Here is a 14,024-nt window from a genome sequence, read left to right as displayed (position 1 = left end):
CAATATCGGGCGGCGAGAACACCGCCCGATGTTTCGCAGCGTTACAAAACTTTGCTAAGAAACGACGCGGTACGCGGGTTGGCCGGCGTGCTAAACAGCTGCTCCGGTTTGCCCATCTCCTGAATCACGCCCTGATCGATAAACATCACCCGGTCTGACACTTCACGGGCAAACGCCATCTCGTGGGTGACAATCACCATTGTCATCCCTTCCTGCGCCAGGGTTTTCATTACCGCCAGCACTTCGCCAACCAGCTCAGGATCGAGCGCCGAGGTTGGCTCATCGAACAGCATGATTTTCGGTTCCATCGCCAGCGCACGGGCAATCGCCACACGCTGCTGCTGGCCGCCGGACAGGCTATTTGGCCAGGCGTCGATCTTATCGCTCAGTCCCACTTTCGCCAGCAGCGCTTTTGCCTGCTCAACCGCCACCTTACGCGACAGCTTACGCACGTCCATTGGCGCCATAATCAGGTTTTCCAGCACTGACATATGCGGGAACAGGTTAAAGCGCTGGAATACCATGCCTACCGACTCACGCAGCTGGTTGATATTGCTCTTCACATCGTGCACTGCAAAACCGTTGACCTCGACGCTGCCGCCGTCAACGCTTTCCAGCCCGTTCAGACAGCGCAGAAAAGTACTTTTCCCCGAACCTGACGGGCCGATAACGCAGACCACTTCTTGCGGGGCGATGTCGCAGCTGATGCCGCGCAGGACCAGAGTTTCACCAAACTGTTTCTGCAAATTATTAACGTGAATCACTTTTGCCGAACCTCTTTTCCATATGTTGAACCAGCAGCGAAAGCAGGAAAGTAAACACCCAGTAGACCAGTGAAATCACCAGGTAGGGTTCCCAGTAGGTCGCGTAGGCGCCGGACACGGTACGCGCGGCGTAAGCCAGATCGGCGAGGCCGATAGCCGAAGCCAGTGAGGAGTCTTTGACAATCGCGATGGCGTTATTACCCAGCGGCGGCAGCATGCGGCGAAATGCCTGCGGTAAAATCACTTTGCGCATGGTGCGGCCATACGGCATACCGAGCGAACGCGAGGCTTCCATCTGACCGCGATCGATCGACTGAATACCGGCGCGGAAGATTTCCGAAACATAGGCGCCGGCATTAAGCGTTATCGCCACGACGCAGGAGAGGAATGCACCGTACTCGGAGCGTAGCATACGCGCGAATTCCGATGACATCAGGCCGCTGGTGACCATTATGCCATCACGCGGATTGATAAATAACGGGATTAAGGCGAAATGCACCACCATAATTTGTACGAACAGTGGCGTGCCGCGAAAAGCGCTGATATAGATGCGTACCGGCCACTGCACACAGAAGCGCAGAACAGGCTTCCACGGGCCGTGCGGCGCCTGCGCCAGCCGACCGAGGCCAAGAGTCAGACCCCAAAGTGTACCGGTGATCACGCAGATCAACGTACATTTCAGCGTCATCATGGCGCCATCGATAAACAGCGGCAAATATTCCTGAATGATTTCCCAACGAAATCCAGTCATACAACAACAATCCTGTAGAGAGAATTCGCCGCACAGAGCGGCGAAAAAGAGGGGTTACTCAGCGGGCAGGGTCGGGACATTAGTGTCAAACCAGGTGCTGTAGATTTTGGCGTAAGTGCCGTCGGCGATGATTTTCTTCAGGCCGGCGTTAATTTTATTGCGCAGTTCATCATTGCCTTTTGCTACTGCGATACCGAAATACTGACGTTCGAATTTCGCATCCGGCACCAGCTTAAACTGCTTCTCCGGATGAGTTTTGATGTAGTACTTTACAACGCCAACATCACCTACCGCTGCGCCGATACCATCTTCATACAGCTCCTGCAACATCAGCGGTGTGTTATCAAAACGCTTAATCGCCGTGCTGTTTTTGCCCAGCACATCAGAAACCACAATATCGCCGGTACTGGAGTTCACCACGCCCACGTTTTCACTTTTCAGTGCGGCCAGCGAATCCACTTTAGAATCCTTCGGCACCACAATTGACTGTTCCGCCGGGAAGTAAGGCGCGGAGAAGTCCACCATCAGCTTGCGTTTATCGGTGATGGTAATCCCGGAGATAATCATGTCGCGGTCGCCGGAATTCAGGGTGGCGAAGATGCCTTCCCACGGGGTGTTAACCAGTTTGATATCAAATTTTTCCGCTTTGGCTACGGCCTTAATAACATCAATATCAAAGCCTTCCAGTTGTTTCTGGCTGTTTTCAAACTCGAAAGGACGGTAAGTGCCGCCGGAACCCACTACGTAGGTTTCTGCATGAGCAGCAGAGGCAAACAGCGCCAGTAAGGTACTGATTAGCGCGTATTTTTTAAACATGACTTCTCCCGGGAAATAGATAAAAAAATCGTGATTATGCATTTTAAGTGCATAAAAATACATTTTAGCGCGCAACCAGGCAAGCACTGTTTGCAGCGCTTTTGCCCGACATTCCGATAAAGCAGCTCAATTTCGCCTGCACAGTGGAGTCGGGCCAAAAGTTATGGGATGATTGAGCCGTTTTTCAGGGGGCGTGGATGGGTAAACTGACGCTGTTGTTACTTGTACTATTAGGCTGGCTGCAATATTCGCTCTGGCTGGGCAAGAACGGCATTCATGATTATACGCGCGTCAACGATGACGTCGCGGTGCAGCAGGCGAATAACGCCAAACTAAAAGCGCGTAACGATCAGCTCTTTGCCGAAATCGATGATTTGAATGGCGGCTCGGAGGCGATCGAGGAACGTGCACGTAGCGAGCTGGGCATGATTAAACCCGGCGAGACTTTCTATCGCCTGGTGCCGGATCAAAACAGACGAAACGCGCAACAGGCAGCTCAAAATCAACAACGATAACTAATGACCAACATTGCAGGTTCCTTTCCCGAGATTATCGCCGTGGTTCCCGCGGCCGGTATCGGCAGCCGTATGCTGTCTGAGTGTCCGAAACAGTATCTGACTATTGGCACGCAAACTATCCTCGAACACAGTATCGCCAGCCTGCTGGCGCATCCGGCGGTGACGCGCGTGATTGTGGCGCTCAGCGACGACGATGTGCAATTTAAACAGCTGGCGATCGCGCAGGATCAGCGTATCACCACGGTCACTGGCGGACGGCAGCGGGCGGATTCGGTACTGGCGGGACTTCAGGCGGCAGGCGACGCTGAGTGGGTGCTGGTGCATGACGCCGCGCGCCCCTGCCTGCATGCGGACGATCTGGCGCGGCTGCTGGCGATTGCCAGCAGCAGTCGCGTCGGCGGCATTCTTGCTGCGCCGGTGCGCGATACCATGAAACGCGCGGAGCCAGGCAAAGAGGCGATTGCCCATACCGTTGAGCGCGAAGCCTTATGGCATGCGCTGACGCCACAGTTTTTCCCGCTTGATCTGCTGCGCACCTGTCTGCTGCGCGCGCTTAATGATGGCGCAACCATTACTGATGAAGCCTCAGCGCTGGAGCATTGTGGCTATCATCCTGAGCTGGTGCCGGGGCGCAGCGATAATATTAAAGTGACGCGGCCGGAAGATCTGGCGCTGGCCGCGTTCTATCTGACGCAATTACATAAATAAGGAGAGCGCAAAATGCGTATCGGTCACGGTTTTGATGTCCATGCTTTTGGTGGCGAAGGCCCGCTGATTATCGGTGGTGTGCGAATTCCTTATGAAAAAGGTTTACTGGCGCATTCGGATGGCGATGTGGCGCTGCATGCGCTGACTGACGCGCTGCTGGGTGCGGCGGCGCTGGGCGATATCGGCAAGCTGTTTCCGGATACCGATGCGGCGTATAAAGGTGCCGACAGCCGTGTGCTGCTGCGCGAAGCCTGGCAGCGAATTCAGCAAAAAGGCTATCAGCTGGGCAATGTTGATGTCACCATTATTGCCCAGGCGCCCAAAATGCTGCCGCATATCCCGCAGATGCGGATCAATATTGCGGAAGATCTCGGTATTCATATGGATGATGTCAATGTAAAAGCCACCACCACCGAAAAACTCGGTTTTACCGGCCGTGGTGAAGGTATCGCCTGTGAAGCAGTGGCATTGATCCATAAGGCTAACTCCTGATGGATATGATGAATCTGAGCTGGATGCATGGCAAACCCGCCGTCAGCGGCAAGTTAAAAGCCAATCCGGAAGATTTTGTGGTCATCGAAGATCTGGGTTATGGCCCGGATGGCGAAGGTGAACATCTGCTGGTGCGTCTGCGCAAAAATGGCTGTAACACGCGCTTTGTCGCCGATGCGCTGGCGAAGTTTACCGGTATTCCGCCGCGCGAAGTCAGTTTCGCCGGAATGAAAGATCGCCATGCCGTCACCGAACAGTGGTTCTGCCTGCGCCTGCCGGGTAAAGAGACGCCGGATATGTCGGGATTTGATCTTGAGGGTTGTGAAGTGCTGGAAAGCGCGCGTCATAAACGCAAGCTGCGCACCGGCGCGCTACAGGGCAACGCCTTTAAACTGGTATTACGCCAGATCAGCGACCGTGATGCGGTTGAACAGCGTCTGACGCAGATTGCCCAGCTTGGCGTACCCAACTATTTTGGTCTGCAACGTTTTGGCCGTGGCGGCAATAACCTGCACCAGGCACGCCGCTGGGCGGCGGATGAGATCCGCGTGCGTGAGCGCAATAAGCGCAGCTTTATGCTGTCGGCCGCACGCAGTGCGATGTTTAACCAGGTGACCAGCGACCGTCTGGCGCAGCAGCAGTCACTTTCTCAGGTGCTGGCGGGCGATGCCTTACAACTTACCGGTCGCGGCAGCTGGTTTGTCGCTGAAGCCGCTGAACTGGAGACGTTGCAGCAACGCGTTGATCAGCATGAGTTGCGCATCACCGCGCCGCTGCCGGGCAGCGGCGAGTGGGGAAGCCGTGACGCGGCGCTGGCATTTGAACAGCAGTGTCTGACAGCAGAGTCGGAATTAATTGCTCTGCTGGAGCGTGAACGTGTCGAAGCGGCACGCCGCGCGATGCTGGTTATCCCGCGCGATCTGCGCTGGAACTGGTGGGATGATGTGACGGCAGAACTCAATTTCTGGCTGCCAGCGGGAAGCTTTGCCACCAGCGTGGTGCGTGAAATCCTGCAACAGGAAGGCGACGACGTGGATATTGCTGAGTAAGACAGTGCTATCTGGCGCATCAGCTGGTTAACGTCAGTGGTTGCCATCAACGCCCGGGGCAGAATTCCTGCCCCGGAAAAAACTCCCGCTTTATCTGCCGACACTCAGAATTTACGCCTACCACTTACCCCTCCAGGCAGCTAGAATGCACGAAGCCGCAAGGCTCAATTTTGCGTGTAAAATTGGACCGGCAAAAAATTAAACAGGATAATCAACAGGACAATAAAAAGCCTTGATAGTCTTCATGGTCTATAAAATTCAAAAGGTTACCTATTAAATGCGGATATTGCTGAGTAACGATGATGGTATTCATGCGCCGGGCATTCAGATTCTGGCGCAAGCCTTGCGCGAGTTTGCTGAGGTGCAGATTGTTGCGCCCGATCGCAATCGCAGCGGCGCGTCGAACTCGCTGACGCTGGAAACGCCGTTACGTACTTTTCCTTATCCTAACGGTGATATCGCGGTGCAGATGGGAACGCCAACCGACTGCGTTTATCTGGGCGTTAATGCTCTGATGCAGCCGAAACCGGATATCGTGGTATCCGGCATCAATGCCGGGCCAAATCTGGGCGACGATGTGATTTACTCCGGCACTGTGGCGGCGGCAATGGAAGGGCGCCATCTTGGCTTACCGGCGCTGGCGGTCTCGCTTGACGGACATCAGCACTATGACACCGCTGCAGCGATTACCTGCAAGATCCTGCGCGCACTGGAGCGTGAGCCGCTGCGCACCGGACGTATTCTTAATATCAATGTGCCCGATCTGCCGCTCGATCAGATTAAAGGTATCCGGGTGACCCGATGTGGCAGCCGTCATCCTGCCGATCAGGTGATTCCGCAGCAGGATCCGCGTGGCAACACGCTCTACTGGATTGGTCCGCCGGGTGATAAGTTTGATGCCGGCCCGGATACCGATTTTGCAGCTGTCGATGAAGGCTATGTTTCGCTTACGGCATTGCATGTCGATTTAACTGCGCATGGCGCGCAAGATGTGGTCTCAAGCTGGTTAACTAAAGCTGAGGTTAATGGGGAATGGTGAGCAAGCGTATTGATACGTTGCTGGAGCAGTTACGCCAGCAGGGCATTGACGATGAGCGTTTGCTAAAGGCAATTGAAGATGTGCCGCGCGAGCGTTTTGTCGATGAGGCTTTTGAACATAAAGCCTGGGAAAACGTCGCGTTGCCGATTGGCTCCGGCCAGACCATTTCGCAGCCCTATATGGTGGCGAAAATGACCGCATTACTGGAGCTCACGCCCACTTCGCGGGTGCTGGAGATCGGCACCGGCTCCGGTTACCAGACAGCGATACTTGCGCATCTGGTTGAACATGTCTGCTCGGTCGAACGGATTAAGGGGTTGCAGTGGCAGGCTAAACGTCGTCTGAAACAACTCGATCTCCATAATATCTCTACCCGCCACGGTGATGGCTGGCAAGGCTGGCCGTCGCGCGGACCCTTTGATGCGATTATTGTCACTGCCGCACCGCCAGAAATTCCGACTGAACTGATGTCGCAGCTGGATGAAGGCGGCATTATGGTATTGCCGGTGGGGGAGGAGCAGCAGGTATTAAAACGAATCCGCCGTAAAGGTGGCGAGTTTGTGGTCGATACCGTAGAGGCGGTGCGTTTTGTCCCGCTGGTAAAGGGCGATTTGGCATAAAGCCTCGCGACTTCAGGTATTGTCAGCATTTCTACACAACTGTTTAATGGCACGGTTGTTTCGATATTGTTAGTATCATCAATAATTTCTGCCCGCTGTCGCTACCGGCCAGACGCCACGCTTTGCGTGTGCCGCCGGATTCATACCGACAACGGGTTACAGTTTTGCCGTCACGGGGGATAGATGAGCACGGGAAGCCCAGTATTTAAATTAAGCCGTATCGCGGCAGTTTCGCTGGTTGGTTTTTGGTTGGCGGGTTGTTCCAGCAACTCTACGCAGGCTCCTATTAGCAGCGTTGGCGGTGACTCTGGCGTCAGCAGCAGTCCGTCTTCCGGCGGCGGTATGCTGGCGGGACGCGCACCGGTCAGCACCATGGGGTCGGCGCAAAACATGGGTGCCGCAGAAAGCAATGTGCAGACGCAGAATGGTCGCATCGTCTACAATCGTACTTATGGGAACATTCCTAAAGGTAGCTACAGCGGACAGACTTACACGGTCAAACGCGGCGATACTTTATTCTATATCGCCTGGATTACCGGCAATGATTTCCGTGATTTAGCGCAGCGTAACAATGTCGCTGAACCTTATAGTCTCAATGTGGGCCAGACTTTGCAGGTTAGTAATGGCTCAGGGGCATCGATTACGGGTGGCAATGCGATCACCGTTGCTGATGCTACTCAGGGCGGTGTACCAACACCACCGACCTCGACGCAAATTAAATCCTCAACGGTTGCACAACAACCGGTTATTACGTATTCTGAAGATTCTGGTAAATCAAGTGGGGGCAAGATGTTGCCTTCGTCGGGAACAACTGTTGCAACGACAACAGCCCCGGTTACCGCTCCGACAGTCAGTAGCACGACGAATAGTTCGACCCCGGTTGGAAGCTGGCGTTGGCCTACTGATGGTAAGATCATCGATAACTTCTCTGCTTCCGAAGGTGGCAATAAAGGTGTCGATATCGCGGGTTCACGTGGACAGCCTGTTGTCTCAACTGCCTCAGGGCGCGTTGTTTACGCAGGGAACGCCTTACGTGGATACGGTAATCTGATTATCATCAAGCATAACGATGATTACCTGAGTGCATACGCGCACAACGACACAATGCTGGTCCGTGAGCAACAAGAAGTTAAATCGGGTCAGAAAATTGCGACGATGGGCAGCACCGGTACCAGTTCTGTTAGATTACATTTTGAAATTCGTTACAAGGGGAAATCCGTCAACCCGTTGCGTTATTTGCCGCAGCGATAAACCGGCAGAACCCGAAATAAAGGTGTTCTGCCCTGGGAGTCACGGGTAGGAGCCGCTTATGAGCCAGAATACGCTGAAAGTTAACGAATCACATGAAGATGCGGAATTCGACGAGAACGGAGCTGAGACTTTTGACGAGAAGGCTCTTGTCGGAAACGAACCTGGTGATAGTGAGTTAGCTGAAGAAGAGTTGATGTCGCAGGGTGCGACACAAAGAGTCCTGGATGCGACGCAGCTCTATTTAGGAGAGATTGGATATTCTCCTCTTCTGACGGCCGAAGAAGAAGTTTTCTTTGCTCGCCGTGCATTACGTGGTGACATCCCGTCTCGTCGCCGCATGATTGAGAGTAACTTACGCCTGGTGGTTAAGATTGCCCGCCGTTACAGCAATCGTGGTCTGGCGCTGCTGGATCTGATTGAAGAGGGTAATCTCGGTTTAATTCGCGCGGTTGAGAAGTTTGACCCGGAAAGAGGGTTCCGCTTTTCTACTTACGCCACCTGGTGGATTCGTCAGACTATTGAACGGGCGATTATGAATCAAACCCGTACCATTCGTCTGCCGATTCATATCGTTAAAGAACTGAATGTTTATCTGCGTACAGCGCGCGAACTTTCTCACAAGCTGGATCATGAGCCGAGTGCGGAAGAGATTGCTGAACAGCTGGATAAGCCTGTTGATGATGTCAGCCGTATGCTGCGTCTCAATGAACGCATTACATCAGTCGACACCCCGTTAGGGGGGGATTCTGAAAAAGCGCTGCTGGATATTCTGGCCGATGAGAAAGACAACGGTCCGGAAGACACCACGCAAGACGATGATATGAAACAAAGCATCGTTAAATGGCTGTTCGAACTGAACGCCAAGCAGCGTGAAGTGCTGGCTCGTCGCTTTGGCCTGTTAGGCTATGAAGCGGCAACGCTCGAAGATGTGGGTCGCGAAATTGGTTTGACCCGTGAGCGTGTACGTCAGATTCAGGTTGAAGGTCTGCGTCGTCTGCGTGAAATTCTGCAGACTCAGGGACTGAATATTGAAGCGCTTTTTCGTGAATAAAAGCGGCAGGCTTTAAGTGACTAAGTGAATGCGAAAGCGGTGGTTAATACCACCGCTTTTTTATTGCCCTGATTATACCAACGCTTTTAACCGGTAGATCCATTCCAGTGCCTGACGCGGCGACAATGAATCGGGATCCAGCGCTTCCAGCGCTTCTACCGCAGGCGAAGTCTCTTCCACCAGCAGTGGCAGCTGGGCGCCATCGGCGCTTGATGCAGCCGCGCTGCCTGACAAAGCTTCCAGCTCTTTCAGCTTCTGACGCGCGCGCTTAATCACATCTTTAGGCACACCGGCCAGCAATGCAACAGCCAGGCCATAACTTTTACTGGCGGCGCCTTCCTGTACGCTGTGCATAAAGGCGATAGTATCGCCATGCTCAATCGCATCCAGGTGGACATTCACCACCCCTTCCATTTTTTCCGGCAGGGTCGTCAGTTCGAAGTAGTGGGTAGCAAAGAGCGTCATCGCTTTGATGCGGTTCGCCAGGCTTTCCGCACAAGCCCACGCCAGCGACAGTCCGTCATAAGTCGAGGTGCCGCGGCCAATCTCATCCATCAGCACCAGACTGTATTCCGTGGCGTTATGCAGAATATTGGCGGTTTCGGTCATCTCGACCATAAAGGTGGATCGGCCTGATGCGAGGTCATCCGCGGCGCCAACACGGGTGAAAATGCGGTCGACAGGACCGATAATCGCCTGTTCTGCCGGGACAAAACTGCCGATATAGGCCATCAGTGCAATCAGTGCAGTCTGGCGCATATAGGTGCTTTTACCACCCATATTCGGACCGGTGATCACCAGCATACGGCGCTGTGGCGTGAGGGTCAGCGGGTTAGCAATAAAGGGTTCTTTCAGTACCTGCTCAACCACCGGATGACGTCCGCCGGTCAGTTTGATACCTATTTTATCGCTGAGTACCGGGCGTGAGTAATTTAGCGTCCAGGCGCGTTCAGCGAGGTTGGCCAACACATCGAGTTCCGCCAGCGCAGCAGCGCTCAGCTGTAATGCTTCCAGATGCGGCAGCAACAGGTCGAACAGCTCGTCGTATAAGCCTTTTTCCAGCGCCAGTGCTTTCCCTTTCGAAGTCAGTACTTTGTCTTCGTACTCTTTCAGTTCCGGGATGATATAGCGTTCGGCGTTTTTCAGCGTCTGACGACGCACATAGTTGATCGGCACCAGATGGCTCTGTCCGCGGCTGACCTGAATATAGTAGCCATGCACCGCATTGAAGCCGACTTTTAAAGTATCCAGACCCAGTTTTTCGCGTTCGCGGATCTCCAGACGATCAAGGTAATCCGTCGCGCCATCGGCCAGCGCGCGCCACTCATCCAGTTCGGCGTTGTAGCCTGGGGCAATCACGCCACCGTCACGCACCAGCACCGGCGGCGAATCTTTAATCGCCCGCTCCAGCAGGTCGCGCAGTTCATTAAACTCACCCATCTGCTCGCGCAAAGTTTGCAGATGCTGCACTTTGCTGGGTTCCAGCTGGGCGCGCAGATCCGGCAACTGCTGAAAAGCGTGACGCATGCGCGCCAGATCACGGGGCCGCGCGGTACGCAGCGCCAGACGGGCCAGAATACGTTCTAAATCACCGACCTGACGCAGCGCCGGTTGCAGTTCTGCCCCGGTTTCCTGCAACGCTTCGATACTCTCCTGGCGATGATTGATAGTAACCGCATCGCGTACCGGCATATGCAGCCAGCGCTTCAGCATACGGCTGCCCATTGGCGTCACGGTGCGGTCCAGCACCGAAGCGAGAGTATTTTCAATGCCGCCCGCGAGGTTCTGGGTGATCTCCAGGTTACGTCGGGTCGCCGCATCCATAATGATGCCGTCCTGCTGACGCTCCATGGTCAGGGAGCGAATATGCGGCAGGGAAGTGCGCTGTGTATCTTTGACATACTGCAACAGACAGCCTGCCGCCCGCAGCGCCATATGCGCCTGCTCCACGCCAAAGCCGCTAAGATCGCGGGTACCAAACTGCATATTCAGCTGCTGACGCGCGGTATCGGGTTCAAATTCCCATAGCGGACGACGGCGCATGCCGCGACGGTTATCGATCAACTCCATCGCCGCAAAATCTTCCGGATAGAGCAGTTCGGCGGGATTGGTGCGTTGCAGCTCTGCCGCCATGGTCTCTTTATCGGTCGGTTCCGCCAGACGGAAGCGACCGGAACTGATATCAAGAGTGGCATAGCCAAAACCGCGTGAGCCTTGCCAGATGGCAGCCAGCAGATTGTCCTGACGCTCCTGCAGCAGCGCTTCATCGCTGATCGTGCCGGGGGTGACAATACGCACCACCTTGCGTTCAACCGGGCCTTTACTTAGCGCCGGATCGCCCACCTGTTCACAGATAGCCACCGATTCGCCGAGCTGCACCAGCTTGGCGAGGTAGTTCTCTACCGCATGATAGGGCACACCGGCCATCGGAATCGGTTCGCCTGCTGACGCGCCACGTTTGGTCAGTGAAATCTCCAGCAGCTGCGAGGCGCGTTTGGCGTCGTCATAAAACAGTTCATAGAAGTCACCCATACGGTAAAACAGCAGGATGTCGGGATGATCCGCTTTCAGGCGAAAATACTGCTGCATCATCGGCGTATGGGCGTCGAGTTTATCTGTACTTGTCATAAGGTTACCGGCTTCAGTCCATTGAAATTAAAGTTAATTGTGATTTCGTTTTCATCGTTAGGTATCACATGGTCTGGTGAACGACAGGGGGGAGCAAAGTGACTGCTGCTCAGCTAAATCAAACAGTTATGGTCAAAGTCATGCTATCTGGCTGACAAAGGATCTGGCATCTTACCGCGCCCGTAACAGATTAGATTTTTTCAGTGGCTATACTAGCCCAGCGGGCAATCCGCTGTCACAGTTAAAAGCGGAAAGCATGCCGTAAAATTGTGATGTAACAGCCGTGCGCGTTGCAAAGAGGGCTGGTGTAATCAGCGAGAAAGCGGCGATATTTTGCCACTTCTCACCCGATGGTCGCAACAGATGCGGTATAAGATGGATAATTGAAGGGTCTTGCCTGTTAAAGACCGCATTCGGCATCGCTTGCCAGACCGGCAACCGATAATGGCTGGTTTTCAGAGTGAACAATAATAATGATTAACTCTTCTCGTTGCATCTTACTGCTGTCGCTGTTGTCCTGCGGGGTGAGCGCGGCGGCGGCAAATAGCGGCTCCAGCATGGCGATATTGCACGGCGCCATGAGCGTCGGCGTGGCGAACAATATTTATAAGAATAACTTTGTGTTAAACAGCGCGCCATTGCCGCAGGCAACGGTCACTAAAGTGTTCTGGAACTACTCCCTCGCTCAGAGTCAGATCCCCGCTGGTGGCACCTTGCAGGTCTATCTGTGTCAGGGATCGACCAGTAACTGCGTCGATATTTCCAGCGCGCAAAATGGCACCACCAGCTACTTCTCCGGTAAGGTCGCGCAAATGCCGTTTTACCTTTACTACCGGGTGAATGGCCGCGTACCGATGCGCTATGTACAGGGCAGGGGCGATACGCAGTTAAGCATTAACTGGGAAGTCAGATAGACAACAAAAAACCCGCGGCTGATGGCGGGTTTTTTTATCGCAGTAATAAAAAATCCATCACAGCGATGGATTTTTTTGACGCACAGGCGAGGATTATTAACGCAGGTTGACCAGGGTGTTGAGGATCTGGTCCTGGGTTTTGATGGTCTGCGCATTCGACTGATAGTTACGCTGAGCAACGATCATGTTTACCAGCTCTTTACTCAGATCGACGTTGGATGATTCCAGCGCGCCGGAAGTCAGAGTTCCAAGGTTACCGGTGCCTGCCACGCCAATCAGCGGCTGACCGGAAGAGGTGGTTTCCTGCCAGACGTTATCGCCTGCAGAAGAGAGACCTTCCGGGTTAGCAAAGTTAGCTAAAGCAATCTGTCCCAGTACCTGAGTACGGTTGTTGGAATAGCTACCCACGATAGTGCCGTCATCACTAATTGAGTATGAAGTGAGGTCGCCTGGAGCATAACCATCTTGCGTCGGGTTACCAAAGGTGTCGGCGCCGGTGTTCTGCTGCATACTGCCGGTCATCGACAAATTAAAGGTTGATGCATCTGCACCATTTAATGATGTCATTGCGATCGGCTGCGCCGTGGTTGGGGTGAGCAATTCGCCGGTGGCACTACTAAATGTCATCGTGAAGTCAGCAGCCGCAGTGCCGGTGCTGGCATCAACCGGATGAACCGTCCATGAGTTATCTGTAGCATCTTTGACAAAGTAGAGATCGATCTGATGGGTATTACCTAATGAATCATAGGCAGTGACAGTGGTTTTGGCGTTATAGCTGTCTGCATCAGTAGTGGAGAACGTGGCATTGGTCGGTACAGAGTCTGACGAGTTCAGGTTGGCCACCAGAGAAGCTGTTGAGGTCGCTTTCGCCGTCATCTGGGTGGTTGGGATCGTCAGGGCGACTGGAGAGGCGCCGGTCTGAACCGCCATCGGGCTACCTGATGCCGGATAACCGGTCACTTTTAAACCCTGGGTGTTAACAATGTTACGGTTCTCATCAAGCGTAAACTGACCGTTGCGGCTGTAGTAAACTGCGCCAGCGGTGTCAGTTAAACGGAAAAAACCTTGTTTATTGATCGCCACGTCGAGGCCACGGCTGGTGGTTGTCGCGGTGCCATCGTTAAAGTTCTGGATAACGCCGGCGACTTTTACGCCCATACCAACGTTAGAACCGGCAAACATATCGGCAAAAGCGACGGTGCTGGATTTAAAGCCTGAGGTTGCTGAGTTGGCGATATTGTTACCAATAACGTCAAGGTTGCTGGAAGCCGCGTTTAAGCCGCTTACTGCTTGTGAAAATGCCATGTAACACTCCTAACCTGTGAGTCTGATGAAGTCGATGCGCGGAAGTTTTGTACACATCACCTGTGTGTCTGTGTGCATTCATCATTCTATCGGTCAGGTCGACACGGCTATCCCAGGA

General features: G+C 53.8%; 14 protein-coding genes. 9 read left to right on the top strand and 5 right to left on the bottom strand.

All coding sequences use genetic code 11. The features are described 5' to 3' along the window. Nucleotides 1-41: 41 nt before the first annotated feature. Genes N5923_RS10315 through N5923_RS10305 form a run of 3 tightly spaced genes read right to left on the bottom strand, consistent with a single transcriptional unit; the run spans nucleotide 42 to nucleotide 2,331 of the window. Nucleotides 42-764 carry an amino acid ABC transporter ATP-binding protein gene (locus tag N5923_RS10315; RefSeq protein WP_267142371.1) on the bottom strand — a complete coding sequence of 241 codons (723 nt, stop codon included), beginning with the start codon at nucleotides 762-764 and terminating at the stop codon, nucleotides 42-44. Continuing rightward, entirely contained in the window at nucleotides 751-1,515 is a 765-nt protein-coding gene (locus tag N5923_RS10310; protein ID WP_267142372.1) for an amino acid ABC transporter permease, read from the bottom strand. The genes N5923_RS10315 and N5923_RS10310 overlap by 14 nt, the downstream gene beginning before the upstream one ends. Before the next feature lie 54 nt (nucleotides 1,516-1,569). Next, entirely contained in the window at nucleotides 1,570-2,331 is a 762-nt protein-coding gene (locus tag N5923_RS10305) for a basic amino acid ABC transporter substrate-binding protein (RefSeq protein WP_267142373.1), read from the bottom strand. Nucleotides 2,332-2,528: 197 nt separating this feature from the next. On the opposite strand from N5923_RS10305, the gene ftsB reads away from it, so the two are divergent. From ftsB to rpoS, 8 genes are all read left to right on the top strand, one after another. Beyond that, nucleotides 2,529-2,846, top strand: coding sequence for a cell division protein FtsB (ftsB, locus tag N5923_RS10300; protein ID WP_017803635.1), 318 nt, complete (start codon nucleotides 2,529-2,531; stop codon nucleotides 2,844-2,846). 3 nt (nucleotides 2,847-2,849) lie between these two features. After that, a complete protein-coding gene (gene ispD / locus N5923_RS10295) occupies nucleotides 2,850-3,557 on the top strand; it encodes a 2-C-methyl-D-erythritol 4-phosphate cytidylyltransferase (RefSeq protein WP_267142374.1) in 708 nt (235 codons plus the stop codon). 12 nt (nucleotides 3,558-3,569) lie between these two features. Beyond that, entirely contained in the window at nucleotides 3,570-4,049 is a 480-nt protein-coding gene (gene ispF, locus N5923_RS10290) for a 2-C-methyl-D-erythritol 2,4-cyclodiphosphate synthase (protein WP_017803637.1), read from the top strand. Continuing rightward, nucleotides 4,049-5,098, top strand: a complete 1,050-nt coding sequence (gene truD / locus N5923_RS10285; RefSeq protein ID WP_267142375.1) for a tRNA pseudouridine(13) synthase TruD — start codon at nucleotides 4,049-4,051, stop codon at nucleotides 5,096-5,098. The genes ispF and truD overlap by 1 nt, the downstream gene beginning before the upstream one ends. Nucleotides 5,099-5,375: 277 nt before the next feature. After that, nucleotides 5,376-6,137, top strand: coding sequence for a 5'/3'-nucleotidase SurE (gene surE / locus N5923_RS10280; protein WP_267142376.1), 762 nt, complete (start codon nucleotides 5,376-5,378; stop codon nucleotides 6,135-6,137). After that, on the top strand, nucleotides 6,131-6,757 hold the full coding sequence (locus N5923_RS10275; RefSeq protein WP_017803642.1) for a protein-L-isoaspartate(D-aspartate) O-methyltransferase: 627 nt from the start codon (nucleotides 6,131-6,133) through the stop codon (nucleotides 6,755-6,757). The genes surE and N5923_RS10275 overlap by 7 nt, the downstream gene beginning before the upstream one ends. A 183-nt stretch (nucleotides 6,758-6,940) precedes the next feature. Next, the gene (gene nlpD / locus N5923_RS10270; protein WP_323372718.1) at nucleotides 6,941-8,008 is read left to right on the top strand and encodes a murein hydrolase activator NlpD; all 1,068 of its coding nucleotides are present in this window, start codon (nucleotides 6,941-6,943) and stop codon (nucleotides 8,006-8,008) included. A 58-nt stretch (nucleotides 8,009-8,066) separates the two neighbouring features. Next, the gene (rpoS, locus tag N5923_RS10265) at nucleotides 8,067-9,059 is read left to right on the top strand and encodes an RNA polymerase sigma factor RpoS (protein WP_267142378.1); all 993 of its coding nucleotides are present in this window, start codon (nucleotides 8,067-8,069) and stop codon (nucleotides 9,057-9,059) included. Between the two features lie 72 nt (nucleotides 9,060-9,131). On the opposite strand, the gene mutS is transcribed toward rpoS, so the two are convergent. Further along, nucleotides 9,132-11,687, bottom strand: a complete 2,556-nt coding sequence (mutS, locus tag N5923_RS10260; RefSeq protein ID WP_267145231.1) for a DNA mismatch repair protein MutS — start codon at nucleotides 11,685-11,687, stop codon at nucleotides 9,132-9,134. A gap of 473 nt (nucleotides 11,688-12,160) precedes the next feature. Between mutS and N5923_RS10255 the strand changes: the two genes are divergently transcribed. Beyond that, the gene (locus N5923_RS10255; protein WP_267142399.1) at nucleotides 12,161-12,601 is read left to right on the top strand and encodes a flagellar protein FlhE; all 441 of its coding nucleotides are present in this window, start codon (nucleotides 12,161-12,163) and stop codon (nucleotides 12,599-12,601) included. 96 nt (nucleotides 12,602-12,697) lie between these two features. Here the strand turns inward: N5923_RS10255 and flgE are convergent, their stop codons facing one another. Continuing rightward, on the bottom strand, nucleotides 12,698-13,906 hold the full coding sequence (gene flgE / locus N5923_RS10250) for a flagellar hook protein FlgE (RefSeq protein ID WP_267142400.1): 1,209 nt from the start codon (nucleotides 13,904-13,906) through the stop codon (nucleotides 12,698-12,700). Nucleotides 13,907-14,024 lie beyond the last annotated feature (118 nt).

It is taken from the genome of Winslowiella arboricola (assembly GCF_025527015.1).
In the GTDB taxonomy this organism is placed as follows: domain Bacteria; phylum Pseudomonadota; class Gammaproteobacteria; order Enterobacterales; family Enterobacteriaceae; genus Erwinia; species Erwinia arboricola.
Note: the sequence above shows the minus strand (reverse complement) of the source record. Positions and strands in the feature narration are given on the sequence as shown.

Bases quoted from the DNA above. Each gene is read 5' to 3' on its own strand.
- N5923_RS10310 (WP_267142372.1), bottom strand. From the start codon at position 1,515: ATGACTGGATTTCGTTGGGAAATCATTCAGGAATATTTGCCGCTGTTT.
- N5923_RS10305 (WP_267142373.1), bottom strand. From the start codon at position 2,331: ATGTTTAAAAAATACGCGCTAATCAGTACCTTACTGGCGCTGTTTGCC.
- ftsB (WP_017803635.1), top strand. From the start codon at position 2,529: ATGGGTAAACTGACGCTGTTGTTACTTGTACTATTAGGCTGGCTGCAA.
- ispD (WP_267142374.1), top strand. From the start codon at position 2,850: ATGACCAACATTGCAGGTTCCTTTCCCGAGATTATCGCCGTGGTTCCC.
- ispF (WP_017803637.1), top strand. From the start codon at position 3,570: ATGCGTATCGGTCACGGTTTTGATGTCCATGCTTTTGGTGGCGAAGGC.
- truD (WP_267142375.1), top strand. From the start codon at position 4,049: ATGGATATGATGAATCTGAGCTGGATGCATGGCAAACCCGCCGTCAGC.
- surE (WP_267142376.1), top strand. From the start codon at position 5,376: ATGCGGATATTGCTGAGTAACGATGATGGTATTCATGCGCCGGGCATT.
- N5923_RS10275 (WP_017803642.1), top strand. From the start codon at position 6,131: ATGGTGAGCAAGCGTATTGATACGTTGCTGGAGCAGTTACGCCAGCAG.
- nlpD (WP_323372718.1), top strand. From the start codon at position 6,941: ATGAGCACGGGAAGCCCAGTATTTAAATTAAGCCGTATCGCGGCAGTT.
- rpoS (WP_267142378.1), top strand. From the start codon at position 8,067: ATGAGCCAGAATACGCTGAAAGTTAACGAATCACATGAAGATGCGGAA.
- mutS (WP_267145231.1), bottom strand. From the start codon at position 11,687: ATGACAAGTACAGATAAACTCGACGCCCATACGCCGATGATGCAGCAG.
- N5923_RS10255 (WP_267142399.1), top strand. From the start codon at position 12,161: ATGATTAACTCTTCTCGTTGCATCTTACTGCTGTCGCTGTTGTCCTGC.
- flgE (WP_267142400.1), bottom strand. From the start codon at position 13,906: ATGGCATTTTCACAAGCAGTAAGCGGCTTAAACGCGGCTTCCAGCAAC.